The 16452-nt window shown below is 61.2% G+C and carries 17 protein-coding genes; 6 read left to right on the top strand and 11 right to left on the bottom strand.

Features of this window, described 5'->3' with window-relative positions; genetic code table 11:
• On the top strand, window positions 1-169 hold a 169-nt coding region (locus tag MPJ51_RS14580), incomplete at its 5' end, for an Lrp/AsnC ligand binding domain-containing protein (protein ID WP_298388307.1).
• A gap of 6 nt (window positions 170-175) precedes the next feature.
• On the opposite strand, the gene MPJ51_RS14585 is transcribed toward MPJ51_RS14580, so the two are convergent.
• A complete protein-coding gene (locus MPJ51_RS14585) occupies window positions 176-877 on the bottom strand; it encodes a GntR family transcriptional regulator (protein ID WP_298388237.1) in 702 nt (233 codons plus the stop codon).
• 238 nt (window positions 878-1115) lie between these two features.
• Here MPJ51_RS14585 and MPJ51_RS14590 point away from each other — a divergent pair, with 238 nt between their 5' ends.
• Window positions 1116-2243, top strand: coding sequence for an aminotransferase class V-fold PLP-dependent enzyme (locus MPJ51_RS14590; RefSeq protein ID WP_298388239.1), 1128 nt, complete (start codon window positions 1116-1118; stop codon window positions 2241-2243).
• A 52-nt stretch (window positions 2244-2295) separates the two neighbouring features.
• On the opposite strand, the gene MPJ51_RS14595 is transcribed toward MPJ51_RS14590, so the two are convergent.
• From MPJ51_RS14595 to MPJ51_RS14605, 3 genes are all read right to left on the bottom strand, one after another.
• Window positions 2296-3492 (bottom strand): UbiH/UbiF family hydroxylase, encoded by a 1197-nt coding sequence (locus MPJ51_RS14595; RefSeq protein ID WP_298388241.1) that lies wholly within the window; start codon window positions 3490-3492, stop codon window positions 2296-2298.
• 74 nt (window positions 3493-3566) lie between these two features.
• Window positions 3567-3815 (bottom strand): hypothetical protein, encoded by a 249-nt coding sequence (locus MPJ51_RS14600; protein WP_298388243.1) that lies wholly within the window; start codon window positions 3813-3815, stop codon window positions 3567-3569.
• Window positions 3816-3901: 86 nt separating this feature from the next.
• Complete coding sequence (locus MPJ51_RS14605; protein ID WP_298388244.1) at window positions 3902-4546, bottom strand: pyrimidine 5'-nucleotidase; 645 nt, start codon at window positions 4544-4546, stop codon at window positions 3902-3904.
• A 101-nt stretch (window positions 4547-4647) separates the two neighbouring features.
• Between MPJ51_RS14605 and MPJ51_RS14610 the strand changes: the two genes are divergently transcribed.
• Window positions 4648-5295, top strand: a complete 648-nt coding sequence (locus MPJ51_RS14610) for a GntR family transcriptional regulator (protein WP_298388246.1) — start codon at window positions 4648-4650, stop codon at window positions 5293-5295.
• Here MPJ51_RS14610 and MPJ51_RS14615 read toward each other — a convergent pair.
• Window positions 5252-7165: a glycosyltransferase family 2 protein gene (locus tag MPJ51_RS14615; RefSeq protein ID WP_298388248.1), complete on the bottom strand. Its 1914-nt coding sequence runs from the start codon at window positions 7163-7165 to the stop codon at window positions 5252-5254. The two genes, MPJ51_RS14610 and MPJ51_RS14615, sit on opposite strands and share 44 nt — an antisense overlap.
• A gap of 80 nt (window positions 7166-7245) precedes the next feature.
• Window positions 7246-8412 carry a glutamine-hydrolyzing carbamoyl-phosphate synthase small subunit gene (gene carA / locus MPJ51_RS14620; protein WP_298388250.1) on the bottom strand — a complete coding sequence of 389 codons (1167 nt, stop codon included), beginning with the start codon at window positions 8410-8412 and terminating at the stop codon, window positions 7246-7248.
• A gap of 183 nt (window positions 8413-8595) precedes the next feature.
• Between carA and MPJ51_RS14625 the strand changes: the two genes are divergently transcribed.
• The gene (locus MPJ51_RS14625) at window positions 8596-9075 is read left to right on the top strand and encodes a GatB/YqeY domain-containing protein (RefSeq protein ID WP_298388252.1); all 480 of its coding nucleotides are present in this window, start codon (window positions 8596-8598) and stop codon (window positions 9073-9075) included.
• 2 nt (window positions 9076-9077) lie between these two features.
• On the opposite strand, the gene MPJ51_RS14630 is transcribed toward MPJ51_RS14625, so the two are convergent.
• The 5 genes from MPJ51_RS14630 to MPJ51_RS14650 form a co-directional block, all read right to left on the bottom strand.
• Window positions 9078-9557: a DUF2244 domain-containing protein gene (locus tag MPJ51_RS14630; RefSeq protein WP_298388254.1), complete on the bottom strand. Its 480-nt coding sequence runs from the start codon at window positions 9555-9557 to the stop codon at window positions 9078-9080.
• Window positions 9558-9601: 44 nt separating this feature from the next.
• Window positions 9602-10201: a 2-hydroxychromene-2-carboxylate isomerase gene (locus MPJ51_RS14635; RefSeq protein WP_298388256.1), complete on the bottom strand. Its 600-nt coding sequence runs from the start codon at window positions 10199-10201 to the stop codon at window positions 9602-9604.
• Between the two features lie 98 nt (window positions 10202-10299).
• Window positions 10300-11418: a Hint domain-containing protein gene (locus MPJ51_RS14640; protein ID WP_298388258.1), complete on the bottom strand. Its 1119-nt coding sequence runs from the start codon at window positions 11416-11418 to the stop codon at window positions 10300-10302.
• 209 nt (window positions 11419-11627) lie between these two features.
• Window positions 11628-13301 carry a cytochrome c oxidase subunit I gene (gene ctaD, locus MPJ51_RS14645; protein WP_298388260.1) on the bottom strand — a complete coding sequence of 558 codons (1674 nt, stop codon included), beginning with the start codon at window positions 13299-13301 and terminating at the stop codon, window positions 11628-11630.
• A gap of 255 nt (window positions 13302-13556) precedes the next feature.
• A complete protein-coding gene (locus tag MPJ51_RS14650) occupies window positions 13557-14723 on the bottom strand; it encodes a cytochrome P450 (RefSeq protein ID WP_298388262.1) in 1167 nt (388 codons plus the stop codon).
• Window positions 14724-14823: 100 nt separating this feature from the next.
• On the opposite strand from MPJ51_RS14650, the gene MPJ51_RS14655 reads away from it, so the two are divergent.
• Together MPJ51_RS14655 and MPJ51_RS14660 are read left to right on the top strand one after the other, a co-directional pair.
• Window positions 14824-15336, top strand: coding sequence for a MarR family winged helix-turn-helix transcriptional regulator (locus tag MPJ51_RS14655; RefSeq protein ID WP_298388264.1), 513 nt, complete (start codon window positions 14824-14826; stop codon window positions 15334-15336).
• 142 nt (window positions 15337-15478) lie between these two features.
• A complete protein-coding gene (locus tag MPJ51_RS14660) occupies window positions 15479-15895 on the top strand; it encodes an HIT family protein (protein WP_298388266.1) in 417 nt (138 codons plus the stop codon).
• The last annotated feature ends 557 nt before the right edge of the window (window positions 15896-16452 follow it).

The following is a 16452-nucleotide window of genomic DNA, read 5'->3' on the forward strand; positions in this document are numbered from 1 at the left end:
GGTCGAGCATGTGCTGGGGCTGTATGATTACCGCCTGCGGGTGGTGGCCCGCGATTTGCCCGATTTCGAACGGGTCCTGCGGCGGCGCATCATGACGCTGCCCGGGGCGGGCGACGTCGAAGCCAATGTTCTGCTGAGCGAGGAGCGCCTGCCCGGTCCGATCGGCTGAGGCCGATCAATACCGGGTCCGCACGCAATAGCCCGGATGATGCGTCATGCGCGCAAATGTGATCGGCTGCCCGTCCTTCCAGGTGGTCCGCTCCAACTGGATCATCGAGGTTCCGGCAGTGGTGCCCATATACTCGGCCAGCCGCCCATCGGCCGAGACCGCAGAGAACGCGATTTCCGCATCGGTGAAGGGGGCGGCGTTCAGCAACCATTCATGCGGGCCGCTGCTGTCCAGATCGGCATGCACCACGTCGGGTACCGCGTCGATGTTGATCCAGCGTTCTTCCAGCTGAAAGGGACGGTTGTCGGCGTAATGCATGCAGATGATATGCAACACCCGCGCCGCGGGGGCGACATCAAGCTGGGACGCCAGCCAACCGGGGCTGTCGACCAGATTGCGCTCGACCAGAGCATATCGGTAGGTTGAGTTTTGGTTCTCAACCGCCTGACGGGCAAGTGAAATTTCTAGCTTGGCCTGGCGGCGTGGCTCTTTCTTGACGCGCGTTCCGCTTTTGCGTTTGCGTTCGACGAATCCTTGCTCGGCCAATTCGCGCAGGGCGCGGTTGACCGTGGCGCGGGCGCAATTGAACTCTTCGGCCAACTGCGTTTCCGTGGGCAATAGTGATCCCTGGGGCCAGACGCGGGCCTCGATCCGTCTTTTGACTTCGTCGCGAATAACTTGAAAACTAATTCGCTTTTGTACAGCCACGTGAAACAAAACCTTTTCTAGTTCAAAGTGAGCGTATCTGTTCAGAAACACGCCATGGTGTAAAGAGAGGGTGACACTATTTGGCGTCATTTTCGTGTATTGCAATCCATATTAACCGAAAACAGTGGCAGAAATTGACGTTGACCTTGGGTCAACTTTGGCTTTTCTTTCCCGCTTTACCTGTGCCTTGATGCGGTGCAGAAATGTGGAAATCTTGGAAAAGGACGGATGACGGATCATGCCTGCATTGTTGGACCATATTGACCCGGATGGGCTCGAAGAATTCTCGGTCGTGTTCACGGATCGCTCGCTGAACCACATGTCGGCCAGCTTTCAGCAGGTGATGCGCGATATCTCGGACCTGCTGCGGCAGGTTTATAACGCTGATGGGGTGGCGGTGATCCCGGGGGGCGGCTCTTATGGGATGGAGGCCGTGGCCCGGCAATTTGCCCGTGATGCGAATGTGCTGGTGGTGCGCAATGGCTGGTTCTCGTATCGTTGGAGCCAGATTATCGAGACCGGGGGGCTGACGGCCAATGCGACGGTGCTGAAGGCGCGCGAGACCGGCAATACCAGCCCGTCCCCCTTTGCCCCGGCCCCGATTGAAGAGGTTGTGGCCACCATCCGCGACCAGCGTCCCGATATCGTCTTTGCGCCGCATGTAGAAACCGCTGCCGGTGTGATCCTGCCCGACGATTACGTGACCGCCATGGCCGCCGCCGCGCATGAGATCGGCGCGCTGATGGTGCTGGATTGCATCGCCTCGGGCTGTGCCTGGGTTGATATGAAGGCCACCGGCGTCGACGTGCTTATCTCGGCCCCGCAAAAGGGGTGGAGCGCGTCGCCCTGTGCCGGTCTGGTGATGCTGTCGGAACGGGCTGAGGCGCGGCTGGCCGAGACCACTTCGGACAGTTTTGCGATTGATCTGAAAAAGTGGCGTCAGATTATGCAGGCTTATGAGAATGGCGGCCACGCTTATCACGCGACCATGCCGACCGATGCGCTGCGCGCTTTCCGCGACACGATGGTGGAGACCCGCGACTACGGGTTCGAAAAGCTGCGTGAGGCGCAATGGGCCTTGGGCAACGGTATCCGCGCGATGTTGAAGGAAAAGGGCGTGATGTCGGTGGCCGCCGATGGGTTCGGCGCGCCGGGTGTGGTGGTCAGCTATACCAGCGACCCCGAGGTGCAGAACGGCAAGAAATTCGCCGCCTTGGGCATGCAGATCGCAGCCGGTGTGCCGCTGCAATGTGATGAGCCCGAAGGGTTCAGCACCTTCCGGCTGGGGCTGTTTGGTCTGGACAAGCTTTATGATGTGGATGCCACGATTGCGCGTCTGAAACGGGTGCTGGATCAGGTGCTTTGATCGGGGGTGGCGGAGTGGCGGGCTGAAGCCCGCCCTACGCCCGCCGTGTAGGTTATCGGACGCCGAGGCCCATCTGCATCAGCGTTTTGCGCACGGGTGGCAGGGAATAAAGCGCGTTCAGGCCCATGGCGCGGGCGTCGCGCAGGGGCCGGGCCTCGATCATCGAGGCGCGGTTCAGCAGGTCGATGCCTTTGACGCGCACCGCAATCTCGTTGTGGCGGGCCTTGTGATAGGCATCCAGCATCTGGGCATCGCCCAGCCCCTCGGGGCGGGCTTGCGCCAGATCCAGCAGGCTGCGCAGATCGCCCAGCGACATGTTCAACCCTTGCGCCCCGATGGGGGGCACCACATGCGCCGCCTCGGCCATCAGCGCGATGCGCTGGCCGGACAGGCGTTCCGCCGATTGGCTGATGATCGGCCAGATCGTCCGGCGCGAGGCCAGTTTTAGCGGCCCGAACAACCCGCAGGAGCGTTCGGTCATCAACGCCTCAAACGCCTCGGGATCGGTGTTCAGCAGTTCCACCGCGCGCGGTCCGCGCTCCATCCAGACAATCGCGGACGACGGCTGACCCTGCCAGTCCGGCAATGGCACCAGCGTGAAGGGCCCGCCGGATCGGTGAATCTCGGTCGAGACATTGTCATGCGGGATCGGATGCGTGACCGCAAAGGCCAGCGCTTTCTGGCCGTAGCGGGTGGTATGGACATTGATCCCCGCCGCCTCGCGCATGGGTGAGGTGCGGCCATCGGCGGCAATCACCAGCTTGCAGCGGATGCGGCTGCCGTCGCTCAGCCCCACGCGCGCCTCGGCGGTGCGGGTGAACAGGCTGGTGGTGCCGGTGCCGGGGCGGAAATCGACATTGGGCATCTCGGCCAGCCGGGCCACCATCTCGCGCCGCAGCAGCCAGTTGGGCAGGTTCCAGCCAAACGGCTGGTCCGAGATATCGGCGGCGTTGAAATCACGAACCACACGGGGTTCCGGCACCTCGCCACCCGCATCCACGATGCGCATGATTTGCAGCGGCGCGGCATGGGCGTCCAGCCGTTGCCACAGCCCGCATTGCTCTAGCAGCCCATGAGCGGGCTGCAGGAACGCGGTGGTGCGCAGGTCCGACCCCTCCACGTCGCGCTCGGTGATTGGCGGGGCAGGGTCGACGCAGATCACGTTAAACCCGGCGGCCCCAAAGGCGGCGGCTGCGGTCAGGCCAGCAATGCCGCCACCGGAAATCAGGATGTCACAGCTGTCAGTCATGGCGCGGCCCTCCGTTGCGGGCCGACCCTAGTGCCGATCTGCGGGATGTGCCAAGTGACATCCTGTCCCGCTTCTCAGCCGCGTGAAATCAGGATGAGGATCAGGAACATCACCGGCACCATGGCCAGCGCGGGCAGGTACAGCCCCGGCAGGCCGAACAGCAGGGCCGAGCAGCCCCACATGCTGAAAATCGCGCCTGCGGTGTAATACCAATCCTCGGCCGAGCCATTGGCCGCGTCGCGGGCCAGCCAACCGAACACGGGGATGGCAAAGAAAAGACGCTGCCACAGGGGCAGGCGCTGCGGCATTTCAATCGCGCTCATGGGGCTCTCCGTTCTGTTCGTCGCTGCCCGGCATATAGGGGCGATGCTGCGTCTGCAGAATGTGCGGATCGTCGCAGTGTGACAGGCTACCGCAGGCGGGCGAGAAAAGCGGTCAGATCGTCGGTATGGTAGTGGATATGATCGGCCTCATGCGGTTCGGGCGCCACATGCACTGTGCGCATGCCCATCGCGTGCGGGGCGGCCAGATTGCGGGGATCATCCTCGAACATTGCGGCCTTGTCGGCCCGGATGCCGTCGCGGGCGAAGATCGCCTCGAACGCGGCCTGTTCGGGTTTTGGGCGGTATCCGGCATGTTCGACACCATAGATCGCATCGAACATCCCGGTCAGGCCCCGCGCGGCCAGCACCCGCTCGGCATAGGGCGAGCTGCCATTGGTGTAGACGATACGCCGCCCGGGCAGCGCGCGGATGTGGTCGGCCAGTTCCGCATCGGGGTCCATATGGCTCATATCCACCTGATGGACGGCGTGCAGATAGGGCTCGGGGTCCAGATCATGCTCGGCCATCAGACCGGCCAGCGTGGTGCCATATTGACGCCAATAGTGGCTGCGCAGCCGGTCAGCCTCGGCCCGGTCAACGCCGATGGCCTGCACCACGTAATCCGTCATCAGCACCTCGATCTGATCGAACAGGCGCATATGCGGCGGGTAAAGCGTGTTGTCGAGGTCGAACACCCATTGGGTGACGTGGTCAAAAGCCTGTTTCACCATGGCCTTGGTTTAGGCCGGGCCGGGGCGGTTTTCAATGCCTGCTCTTGATCGCGGCCCCATGTGGCGGCTAGACAGGTCCGAACGAGGAGACACACGACCCCATGCCCCAGAGCAAACAGTCCAACAGGGACGCCTATAGCCTGATACTCGAAGCCATCGATGTGGGCGTTTACAAGCCCGGCGACCGTCTGGTCGAAAGCGAACTGGCCGAGCGGTTCGGCGTCTCGCGCACCCCCATCCGCGAGGCGTTGCAGCGGCTGGAGACGCAATCGCTGCTGGAGCGGGACGGGCGGTCGCTGATCGTGGCCTCGCTGGATCACAACCAGATGGCCGAGCTTTATGTGGTGCGGCGCGAGTTGGAGGGGCTGGCCGCGCGGCTGGCCGCCCGGCATGCGACCGAGGAAGAGATTAAGGTGCTGCAGGATATGGTTGCCGCCGATGACGCGCTGGTCGGTGATCCGAACGCTCTGTCACGGGCCAACCGGCGGTTTCACGAGCAGATTCATCTGGCCTCGCACAACCGCTATTTGGTGCAGCAACTGGATCTGGTGCATCGGACCATGGCTTTGATGGCGACCACATCTTTGGCCGTGCAGGGGCGCGGGGAGATCGCGCAAAGCGAACATAAAGGCATTGTCGAGGCTATCGCCGCCCGTGATGAAGAGGCTGCGGCGGTGGCGTTGAAAGAGCATATCTCGGTCGCCTTCATGACCCGACTGAAACGGGATGCGGTACTGCGCGAGAAATAGGAGCCTCAGGCGTTTCTTCCTGCGCATGACCGTGCTGGGTCTTGTCCCAGAAGAACGGTTTGACCGCCAGTTCCCATAGTCCTTTATAGGCCGCGAGCACGCCCAAAGGGTAATAAAGCGCCATGGTCGGCACCCATGGGATCAGGTAGCGCCGGTTTCCGGCTGCAACCCCCAGCGCGCCGACCACGAAATTCGCGGCCTCGGCCAGCAGGAAAAGGAAAACGCAGGCGCTCAGCACCGGGCCGGGGATCACCGCCTGATAGGGATGCCCCAGCCCCAGCGTGGCCAGCCAGAACAGCCACAGAACCGGGGCCAGCAGGAACTGCCCCACAGTGCCCAGAAAAAACGCCTGTACCCCCAGAAATCGCAGCATGCCCAACTCACGCAGCAGGCGGCGGGGCGCGCGCATATGCACCAGATAGGTGACCATGAACCCCTTGAGCCAGCGCGAGCGTTGCTTGACCCAGGGCCAGGCGCGGAAATTGGCCTCTTCATAGGTGGTGGTATTGACCATTTCGGTGCGATAGCCCGCGCGGGACAGGCGCACGCCCAGATCGGCATCCTCGGTCACGTTATGGGCATCCCAGCCGCCCAGTTCCAACAGCTTGTCACGGCGGAAAAAGAAGGTGGTGCCGCCCAGCGGAACCACCAGCCCAAGCCGCGCAATGCCGGGCAGGACAACCCGGAACCAGCCGCTGTATTCGATGGTGAAACAGCGCGAACGCCAGTTGGTGCGCGGGTTGTAGTAATCCAGCACGCCCTGCAGGCAGACCACGTCGTTGGGGGCTTGGGCGAAGTGACGGGTAACGGTTTCGATCTGATCAGGCAGCGGCGCGTCCTCGGCATCCCAGACACCCAGAATTTCCCCCCGGCAGAAATCCAGCGCATAGTTCATGGCACGGGGTTTGGTGGTCAGGTCGCCATGCTCGGGCACCTCAAGCACGCGAATCCAGCTGGGCAGGCTAACGTTTTCCAGCGTGGCGCGGGTGACATCGTCGCGCTCTTCCAACACCAGAATCACGTCCAGCAGGGCCTTGGGATAGGTCAGCCGGTGCAGCCGCGCGATCAACGCGTCGGCGATTTCCTTTTCCTTGAACAAGGGCACCAGAATCGAGACGCAGGGCTGGCGCTCGATACCCCGTTTCGGCCCTTCAGGTGCCTCTGGTTGCGGCAGCAGATAGGCGATCAGGCCGGATATCCGCAGGACCATGAACAGGAGCAGGGTCAGGACGGTCATCCAGAACAACAGGGCCAAACCGGCATAAGGCATCGCCACACCCAGGGCGCAGAAGCCGATCAGCAAGGCCACCGGCCCTGCGCGTGAACTTGCGGTCCATGTCCGACAGCTCTGCGCCGGTTCGACACGGGTTTCCGCCGCTTGCGCAAGAGGGCGGGCAAAAACCTGTCCCAGCGCGGTGTCGATCTGATCCGGGCCCGCCAGCACCGGCACAGCCGTATGGCCAAAGGCGCGTAAGGCCCGGACGATGGTTTCGAACCGATCCGGCCGGGCCGTGGCCACCAGCAGCAACGGTCCGGTGCGCCTCCACGGGATGACGTTATGTTCCAGCCAGAACGCAATCGGCATGGTGGCACACAGGTCGGCCTCTGGCGGGTGCTGCGTGAAATCGGCGATCTGAAGCCCGCTTTGATCGGACAGGGCCGCCATCACGTCCTGCCGACTGGCCCAGCCCTCACCGACCAGAATCTCACCTAGCGGTGCGTTTTGGCGGCGTTGCAGGTGCAGCGCCTTGATCAATTGATCCTGAGTGATAAGGCCGCGATCCAGCAGGCAGGTGCCCAGCGGCCTGCGCGCGCGGGTGGTCGCGACCGGGACGGCGGGCGCCAGACGTTGAAAATTCAGCTCGACCATAAAGAAACCCTGCCGCCGGTACTTGGCGACAGGGTTGCTTATTCAAGGTTAATGTCAGGTTAACCCTGATGATATCAGGTTTAAGCCTGTGCTTTCCGATCCGCCATGGCGCTGGCGAAGCGTTCGAACAGGTAGAAACTGTCCTGCGGTCCGGGCGAGGCCTCGGGGTGGTGCTGCACCGAATAGACCGGGCGCCCGGTCATGCGGATGCCGCAGTTCGACCCGTCAAACAGCGAGCGGTGGGTTTCAACCACACCCTCGGGCAGCGATTGCGCATCAACGGCGAACCCATGGTTCATCGAGGTGATCTCGACCTTGCCGGTCTCCATATCCTTGACCGGGTGGTTGGCACCGTGATGGCCGTGGTTCATCTTGACGGTCTGACCGCCAAGCGCCAGCGCCAGCATCTGGTGACCCAGACAGATGCCGAAAACGGGCAGGTCGGTGGTGTCCAGAACCTGCTTGATCATCGGCACGGCATATTCGCCGGTGGCCGCCGGATCGCCCGGACCATTCGACAGGAACACGCCGTCAGGCTCATGCGCCAGCACCTCATCGGCGGTGGCGGTGGCGGGCAGGACGGTCACATCGCAGCCGGCCGAGGCGAGGCAGCGCAGGATGTTGCGCTTGGCGCCGAAATCCAGCGCCACAACCTTGTGGGCCGGGGCCTCTTGCCGCTGATAGCCGTCGGGCCAGGCCCAACGCATCTCATCCCAGCGATAGCTTTGGGCGCAGGTGACGTCCTTGGCCAGATCCATGCCTTCCAGCCCGGCAAAGCCACGGGCGGCGGCGATCAGGGCCTCGATGTCGAAATTGCCGTCCGGGTCATGGGCCAGAGCCACATGCGGCGCACCCTGTTGACGAATGGCGCGGGTCAGGCGGCGAGTGTCAACGCCGCCGATGGCGATGCGGCCCCGGCGGGCCAGCCATGTCTTCAATTCTTCGGTCGCGCGCCAGTTGGACGCCTCGGTCGGGTCCCATTTGACCACCATCCCGGCAGCGACCGGATCGCCGGTTTCGTCATCCTCGGGATTGACGCCAACATTGCCGATATGGGGGAAGGTGAAGGTCACGATCTGCCCGGCATAGGAGGGGTCGGTCATGATCTCCTGATAGCCGGTCATGGCGGTGTTAAAGCACAGCTCGGCCACGGTCTGGCCGGTGGCACCAAAGCCGATCCCGTAGAACAATGTTCCATCGGCCAAAGCCAGACATGCGGTGGGCTTGGACGGGGCGTTCTGGGCCATGGCGCGACTCTCCTGCTGGGTAAACGGGCGCATTCCTACGGGGGATAGGCGGCTGGGTCAAGTCTGTTCAATTTTTAGGCTATTGTTGTTTTTCAATGGCTTAGCAATATTACCCGGCGGTTGTGTCGCGCTTTTTGTTTCGATATGGTCGGGGTTCCGTTGCCATGGGGATGGACAGACCAAATGGATATGCGATCACGGGTGAATGCCGCCCTGAAGCAAGCAATGAAAGACAAACAGGCCGAGCGCCTGTCGACACTGCGCCTGATCAATGCCGCGATCAAGGACCGGGACATCGCCGCGCGCGCCTCGGACAATGAAGAGGTGAAGGGCTGTGGTGATGCTGAGGTGCTTGAAATCCTTGGGAAAATGACCAAGCAGCGCAAGGAAAGCGCGCGCGCCTATGAAGAGGGCGGGCGCCTTGATCTGGCCGAGCGTGAGATTCGCGAAGTTGAAGTGATCGAGGAATTCCTGCCTAAGCAACTGGACGAGGATGAGGTCGCCAAGGCCATCCAGACCGCAATCACCGCCACCGGCGCGGGCTCGATCCGCGACATGGGCAAGGTGATGGGCGAGTTGAAGACGCGCTATACCGGCCAGATGGATTTCGGCAAGGTGGGTCCGATGGTCAAGGATCACCTCTGCGCGTCGAACGGCGGCTGAGCTTACGCACGCAGCCTTTCCACCAGATCGTCATAGAGGGTGATCCGTTCATCCTCGGACAGAAACGCGCCGATTTCCACCTCACGCCCGTCGCCGATCAGGGTGACGTAATGCGGGACGGGGCCACCTTTCTTGTGCATCTCGGGCCGGGCCCAATAGCGGTTGCAGGACCATTCCTGCGCCCTGTTGCCTGGCGTGTGATGGACCAGATGCGCGCGGGTGCCGTTCAGGGTCAGAACCTCGAACACGCTGCGGGCGCGGTAATTGGTTTGTATCGCCAACCACAGGCCCAGAACGGTCAGCAGCAGGAAGGGCAACAGCCCCCACAGGACGACCGAACCCAGCATGGCCAGCAGCGGGATCAGCCCGATCAGGAAGACTGACAGGATCACTACCATCGCTCCGCGCGGCGGCAGCGAGTTATGCGGCCACAGGCGCAGTTCCGTTTCAGTGTCCGAGGTCTGAGTCCATTGATAGGGCATGGCGAAAATCTAACGCAACGGCCTGCGGATTCCAGAGGCAAAGATCAGACGACGTGGCCGACGCGGGCCCAGGACAGGGCGTCGTCCAGCCGGTCATCGCCCCAGAACACCTCACCCCGTACCACAAGGCTGGGGGCGCCGAAGACGCCCAGTTTGGTGGCCTGATCGGTTTCGGCTGCAAGGGCAGCGACAATCTCGGGGCTGCGGGCGCGGGACAGGTTTAGACGAGGGTCCTGCTGGCAGCGCAACAGGGCCTCGGACAGGGCGCTTTCGCTGCCCGCCTCGATGCCTTCGTCGAACCAGATGCGATAGAGGTTCTGGGTGAAATCCTCACCCCAGCCTTCCTGCATCCCCAGCAGTGCCACCTGATTGGCCAGCGGCAGGTCCGAGATCGGGTAGGGGGCAGGCAGCTTGGCATGGATGCCGTATTTGGCCGCACGCCGTTCGATATCGCGCCACATGTATCGGGTCTTGGTGGGTTTGCCCGCAAAGGGGCTGTTGTTCTGTTCCGACATGATCGTGCGCACGTTGAACGGGCGCCATCTTACGGTGACGTCATATTCGGCGCACCAATCCGGCAGTCGTGTCACGGTCAGAAAGGTGTAGGTGCTGCCGATGGAATACCAGAAATCAATTTCAGGCATGGGATCTCTCCCGCAGGCGGATCACACAATACCCACAGGATAGCCTGTTTTTTCGATTTTGGCGAGGTTTGCGGGCGCGACCCGGCCCGCAGGGGCCGTCAGTGGGCGGTTTGTGCAAGTTCCGGATGCGCGGCGGGAACCAATGGCTTGTTGTTTTTCCTGTGCCGCCGGACCAGCTGGTTCAGCTTTTTGTCCTCGAGGATCGGGAAGGCGGGGATGGGTCGGACAAGGCCCTGGCGCAGATCGGGGAAGATCGCAAAAATCTCTTCCCGCGCCTCGGGAGACAGGGCTTGCAGGGCGAAGGGGCCGCCATAAAGCGTCTCGCTTTGTGCGCCTTCGGCATAGATCGTGACATGCTCATCCAGCAGCAGGTGAAAGTACTCGACCTCGTCCACATTGTCATCAAGGTAGACGCCGGGCAGTTCCGTCAGCCTGTGGGCGGCGACCAGAGCCTGCGGCAGGCCGTACATCCGCTCCAGCACCTTCGAGGCGATGTACATCCGGTGTTGACGCGACACCAGAAGATCGCGTTTGGGCAGGTTATGCCCCAGCGCGCCTGCAACGATGCGCACCGGGTAAAGCTTGGGATTGGCCTTCAGTTCGGCAGAGCCCAGCCTGCGCCCGCCGATCCAGCGGATCGGACGAGATTGGCCGTCATGACACAGCACCAGATCGCCGGTTTTCAGATCCTCGATCCGGCGTTCTCCGGTTTCGGTCATGATCCGGGTTCCGGCGCAGAAACAGGGGATATCCAGCGCAAAGCCGATCCCGTTGCCACTGGTGCCGGGGTCGTTGGTCTTTTCGAACCCGATCGTGGTGAAGGGCACGTTGATGGTGATGGTGATCCCGTCATGCGCAAACAGCGTGTTCTGGTCGATCCGCCCATCCGCGCCGATGCTGCTGCCATCGCCGGGCAGGGTGACAGTCACATCGCCACTGGCAATCGCTGTATTCAGATCGACAAAAACGCCGTCCAGAATGATCCCGGCATCCTCGCCAATGTCATAGAGGTCGACCGTGACGACCGCACCGGCCTTGACCTCTTCGTCGAAGGTGACAGTGACGATTTCGTCGATATTGCCCTGACCAACCAGCCAGGAATCGCCCAGCGTCGTGTTGTTGATTTGGAATGGGGTATCGCCCGCCTCGTCGGTGGTGACGGTATAGTTGATCCCCGCTGCAGTGCCGGAAAGGCCCGCTACACTGACCAAAGCCATTATTTCGAATCCACTTCGTCCAAAAGATTATTAAACAGTTAATTAAACGCGATTTTGTGAACAAGACTTACCTAAGGTAAGCAGCTGTCAGTTCGGAAAGCTGAAAAACCGTATGACGGAAATTTCGAATGCAGATGTACCCCTGACAAGCAAAAGGCCCGGGCGATTAAACCCGGGCCTTTCCTGTTTTGGTGGTCACAGCACCGGGATCAGTGCGCGTGGCCCTTGTCCCAGTCTTCCTGCTTGGGCAGCTGCTCGAACGTGTGTTCGGGCGGCGGCGAGGGCAGGGTCCATTCCAGCGTATCCGCGTATTCGTTCCAGTAGTTGTTCTGGGTGATCCGCGCGCCGCGGAACAGCGCATAGAACACGATACCGAAGAACAGCAGGAACGAGGCGAAGGACACGAAGGCACCAATCGACGAGACATAGTTCCACTGGGCAAATGCCTCAGGGTAGTCGATGTAGCGGCGCGGCATGCCCTGACGGCCCAGGAAGTGCTGCGGGAAGAAGGTCAGGTTGGCGCCGATGAAGAACAGCCAGAAGTGAACCTTGCCCCAGAACTCGGAATACTGACGACCCGTCATCTTGCCGAAGTAGAAGTAGATACCGGCAAAGATGGCGAAGACAGCGCCCAGCGACATCACATAGTGGAAGTGTGCAACCACGTAGTAGGTGTCGTGATAGGCCCGGTCCACACCGGCCTGCGACAGCACAACGCCGGTCACACCGCCAACGGTGAACAGGAACAGGAAGCCGAAGGCGAACAGCATCGGGGTCTTGAACTCGATGGAACCGCCCCACATGGTCGCGATCCACGAGAAGACCTTAACACCGGTGGGCACCGCAATGACCATCGTGGCCAGCATGAAATAGGCCTGCTGACGCAGCGACATGCCAACGGTGTACATGTGGTGCGCCCACACGACAAAGCCCAGAACACCGATTGCGATGATCGCCCAGACCATCGGCAGGTAGCCGAAGATCGGCTTGCGCGCAAAGGTGGCGATCACGTGGCTGATGATGCCGAAACCGGGCAGGATCACGATATACACTTCCGGGTGGCCGAAGAACCAAAGGATGTGCTGATACAGGATCGGATCGCCGCCACCGGCCGGATCAAAGAAGGTGAAGCCAAAGTTGCGGTCCATCAGCAACATGGTGATCGCGCCCGCCAGAACCGGCAGCGACAGCAGAATCAGCCACGAAGTGACGAAGATCGACCAGCTGAACAGCGGCACCTTGAACAGGGTCATGCCCGGGGCACGCATGTTCAGGAAGGTGGTGATCATGTTGATCGCGCCGAGTATCGAGGAGGCGCCCGATACGTGCACGGCAAAGATCGCAAGGTCCATGGACATGCCGGCCTCGGTCGTCGACAGCGGCGGATAGAGAACCCAGCCGACGCCTGAACCAAGCTGGTCGTTCCCGCCCGGAGACAGCAGCGAAGCAACACCCAGCGACGTCCCGGCAACATAGAGCCAGAAGGACAGGTTGTTCATCCGCGGAAACGCCATATCCGGCGCACCGATCTGCAACGGCATGAAATAGTTGCCAAATCCGCCGAAGAGGGCAGGGATGACCACGAAGAACATCATCAGAACACCGTGATAGGTGATCATCACGTTCCACAGATGCCCGTTGGGCGTGCAAAGCTCAGCCCCGCTGCCGAACAGTCGGAACCCTTCCAGGCACATATGCTGCACCCCCGGCTCCATCAATTCGATCCGCATGACGACGGTCATCAAAACTGAAATCAGACCGGCAAGCGCCGAAAAGATCAGGTACAGAATCCCGATATCCTTGTGGTTGGTCGACATGAACCAGCGCTGGAAGAAGGTGCGCTCGTCCTCATGCTCGTGACCATGAATGGCTGCGTCTGCCATTTAGGTGCCTCCTGTTACAACTCCACCGCGCAGCCGGACCTCTCCGGCGCGCGGGATTCCTGCTGGTTTTAGAGGGCGGAAGACCCGCCTTCAATGGCGGAGTTTGATATGGATCAAGAAAAATGGCCGCACCCCTCTTGAAGCTTCCGGGAAAACGGGTGGGGATTTTGCCCGGGGGTGCGGTGGTGGACGGAGGTTATACCGGAGCATCGTTGTTCTCACCTCAATGCACCTGTCACATGTCTGCGGGTGCGATCATCCGACGTCCCAGGACACCGGCATCGCCAGCGGCCCGCGAAACGCCCATCCTCCGAACCTGGCCTCATCCTGCAGCCGAAGCCCGCGCAGGCGTTCGAATATCATCGGCACCGCGACATCGGCGATCAGGCACCGCGCGGCCCAGGCCCCGGCGCAGAAATGCGGTCCGGCCCCGAAGGCTGCCGAAGCGGCTGCGTTCTGGGTCAGGTCGAATTGCTCGGGCCGGTCGAAAACGGCTTCGTCCCGGTTGCCCGAGCCGAACATGAAAAAGACGCGGTCATCCGGTTCCAGTGTCACGCCATGCAGGTCGTAACGCCGGGCGACGCGGCGGGGCGACATGCCAACCGGTGAAATCCAGCGGGAGTATTCCTCGAACGCATCCAGCCAGCTGAATCGTTTATCCTGAACCATCTGCATTTGTTCGGGATGGGTCAGCATGGCCCAGATCAACCCGGCGATGACATCCCGGACCTCGTTCTGCCCGCCGGAAATCGCCAGTTTCACATTGGCATAATACTGATCGCGGCTCAGCCCGGCCTGAAGGTGTACAGATAGCAGCGACATATCGGGGGTCTGCCGCAACACGGGGACCATCTCGTCGATATGGGCTTCGATGGCTGCGGTACAGTCGTCACAATTGGCCTTGACCGCGGGGTCGCCCTGATAGTTGGCGATGCCATCGATCATGCCCTGACTGACCCGGTCCATGTCCTGCCAGCTCATATTGGTCAGGCCGGTGATGATCTTGATGGCCTCGCCCGAGATCCGCCGGGCGATATCGCGCACCAGATCAGCCCGGCCTTGCGGTGCGATCTCGTCCAGAACCCTTGCGGTCATCGCCTCAAAAGCCTGTTTCCACACATTCTTTGCCGTTTTCGGGGATACAGTGGGAAAGATCGCCTTGCGCTCGGCCATATGGTCCTGACCATCCTTGCGCATCAGGTTCTGTCCCAACAGTTGGGTCATCAACCCCTCGGGCTGATCCGATGAGAACACATCAATGATCTTCTCATTCACAAAGATATCGTCCCGCCGAGTGATCAGCGTTGCCCCCAATTGCGGAACATAGGCCACTGGCATGGTCGCCCGCATCGCCTTGAGGTCGGGATAGGGATCGTTCCAGAAAGCTGTGGGATCAATTTCGTAAACAGGCGCATTGGACATGGGGACCCCCCTCGGGAATGTGTGTTGACATGACAACATCATTTCCAATGTTGTCATGTCAACACGTATGCGCCTAATATGACGAAAAAGGCCGGATGCGATGACACAGGACATTTCCGAACTGCCCGATGACATGTTCCTTGTGGATACGGACGAGGGTGGAACGACGCTTAGCTTTTCGCGATCCCCGACGGTGCTGCTGACCTTTGCAGCCAACCGATTCACGCGAAACGCGGCCAAATATTATCAGGACAGGTTCGGCATCGGAGCGATGGACTGGCGCATGTTGGTGATGCTGACCCGATCGCCGGGATGCAGCGTGGCCCTGGCCAGCAAGACCATAGGCATCGACAAGGCCGCCGTCAGCCGCAGCCTGGCCCGGCTTGAGGCGTCCGGGCTGGCCGAGGCAAGCTGTGCATCGTCAGATGAACGCCGCAAAAGCTGGCGGCTGACCGAGAATGGCCGCGTATTGCATGACCGGATTCTGGGCGTGGCGCTTGCCCGGCAAAAGAAGCTGCTGAACGGGTTCTCTCCGCAGGATGTTGAGCAGTTCACGGCGATGCTGGGGGCGTTTCTGAACAATCTTGAAACCCTCCGGGAGGATGGTGAATAGCGGATAGGGTTTCTGTGCCGGTTTCTGGCGGTATGAGAGAGTGTGTCGGACCGGGTATGCCACGGCAAAATCCCATGGCTTGACCCGGCCAGATGTCTGGCCCACAACTCGGGAAACAACCTCGACAGAACGGACGTCCCAGATGGATTATGACCCCGACAACATCTTCGCCAAGATTCTGAGCGGGGAAATCCCCTCGACGCGGGTCTATGAGGATGACGACACGCTGGCCTTCATGGATATCATGCCGCGCGCCGATGGGCATCTTCTGGTGATCCCCAAGACGCCTTGCCGCAATGTGCTGGATGCCAGCCCCGAACAGTTGGCCGCCGTGATGGCGACGGTGCAGAAACTGGCGCGGGCGGCCAAGGTGGCGTTTCAGGCCGATGGCATCACCATCCAGCAATTCAACGAGGCCGCTGGCGGGCAAGAGGTCTTTCACCTGCATGTCCACGTCCTGCCACGCCACGAAGGCGTATCCTTGCGCGCGCCGGGCCAGATGGGGGATTTCGACCTGATCGCCCAGCATGCCGAGAAAATCCGGGCCGCTTTAACCTGACCTTGGTGGGTCTCTTTGTGAGGGGCGTGATCCCGGCAGGTGAGTAGCACAGCGCGGGTTACGGTTGCGTGACCTCGCGCGCGTTTGGTCTTGGCCCGGACGTGGCAGGGAACGACCTCGGTCAGGCAGGTCGGTTAGCCCGGTTTTGTACCCTTGTGCCGGGAGGCGCTCGATCTCCGAGAGTGGCGGTCCCGGTGGGCCAAGTCTCCAGTGCTTCTGGTAGAGCGCCGGTCGTGTGAAACCGGCGCTGGATCGCGAAAGCCATGTCCGTGCCGAATTGATCCGGTTCGGGCGTTCAGATCACGGTGGAGATTTAAGGATCAGTGGTAAGTGTTAGCTTATAAAAGAGAATTGCCGTTCCGATATGGGGTCGGAACGGCAGACTCGTAACCAAACACTGAACGGATTTCCCGGGGCAAGGCCCGTGATCACCGGGTAACACACCACTCACTCTTGAACGGTCATTACATACTATGTGGTTCACGGGCGTTTGTATTTAGCGGAGGTGAATAAACCCTGAATTTTAGGCGAATTCGGGTTAACGTAACGGAAACTGC

The sequence above is a fragment of the Ruegeria sp. genome (genome assembly GCF_028066395.1).
GTDB lineage: Bacteria > Pseudomonadota > Alphaproteobacteria > Rhodobacterales > Rhodobacteraceae > Ruegeria.

Excerpts from the sequence above, each read along its gene's own strand:
- MPJ51_RS14590 (WP_298388239.1), top strand. The coding sequence starts at position 1,116 with ATGCCTGCATTGTTGGACCATATTGACCCGGATGGGCTCGAAGAATTC.
- MPJ51_RS14595 (WP_298388241.1), bottom strand. The coding sequence starts at position 3,492 with ATGACTGACAGCTGTGACATCCTGATTTCCGGTGGCGGCATTGCTGGC.
- MPJ51_RS14600 (WP_298388243.1), bottom strand. The coding sequence starts at position 3,815 with ATGAGCGCGATTGAAATGCCGCAGCGCCTGCCCCTGTGGCAGCGTCTT.
- MPJ51_RS14605 (WP_298388244.1), bottom strand. The coding sequence starts at position 4,546 with ATGGTGAAACAGGCTTTTGACCACGTCACCCAATGGGTGTTCGACCTC.
- MPJ51_RS14610 (WP_298388246.1), top strand. The coding sequence starts at position 4,648 with ATGCCCCAGAGCAAACAGTCCAACAGGGACGCCTATAGCCTGATACTC.
- MPJ51_RS14615 (WP_298388248.1), bottom strand. The coding sequence starts at position 7,165 with ATGGTCGAGCTGAATTTTCAACGTCTGGCGCCCGCCGTCCCGGTCGCG.
- carA (WP_298388250.1), bottom strand. The coding sequence starts at position 8,412 with ATGGCCCAGAACGCCCCGTCCAAGCCCACCGCATGTCTGGCTTTGGCC.
- MPJ51_RS14625 (WP_298388252.1), top strand. The coding sequence starts at position 8,596 with ATGGATATGCGATCACGGGTGAATGCCGCCCTGAAGCAAGCAATGAAA.
- MPJ51_RS14630 (WP_298388254.1), bottom strand. The coding sequence starts at position 9,557 with ATGCCCTATCAATGGACTCAGACCTCGGACACTGAAACGGAACTGCGC.
- MPJ51_RS14635 (WP_298388256.1), bottom strand. The coding sequence starts at position 10,201 with ATGCCTGAAATTGATTTCTGGTATTCCATCGGCAGCACCTACACCTTT.
- MPJ51_RS14640 (WP_298388258.1), bottom strand. The coding sequence starts at position 11,418 with ATGGCTTTGGTCAGTGTAGCGGGCCTTTCCGGCACTGCAGCGGGGATC.
- ctaD (WP_298388260.1), bottom strand. The coding sequence starts at position 13,301 with ATGGCAGACGCAGCCATTCATGGTCACGAGCATGAGGACGAGCGCACC.
- MPJ51_RS14650 (WP_298388262.1), bottom strand. The coding sequence starts at position 14,723 with ATGTCCAATGCGCCTGTTTACGAAATTGATCCCACAGCTTTCTGGAAC.
- MPJ51_RS14655 (WP_298388264.1), top strand. The coding sequence starts at position 14,824 with ATGACACAGGACATTTCCGAACTGCCCGATGACATGTTCCTTGTGGAT.
- MPJ51_RS14660 (WP_298388266.1), top strand. The coding sequence starts at position 15,479 with ATGGATTATGACCCCGACAACATCTTCGCCAAGATTCTGAGCGGGGAA.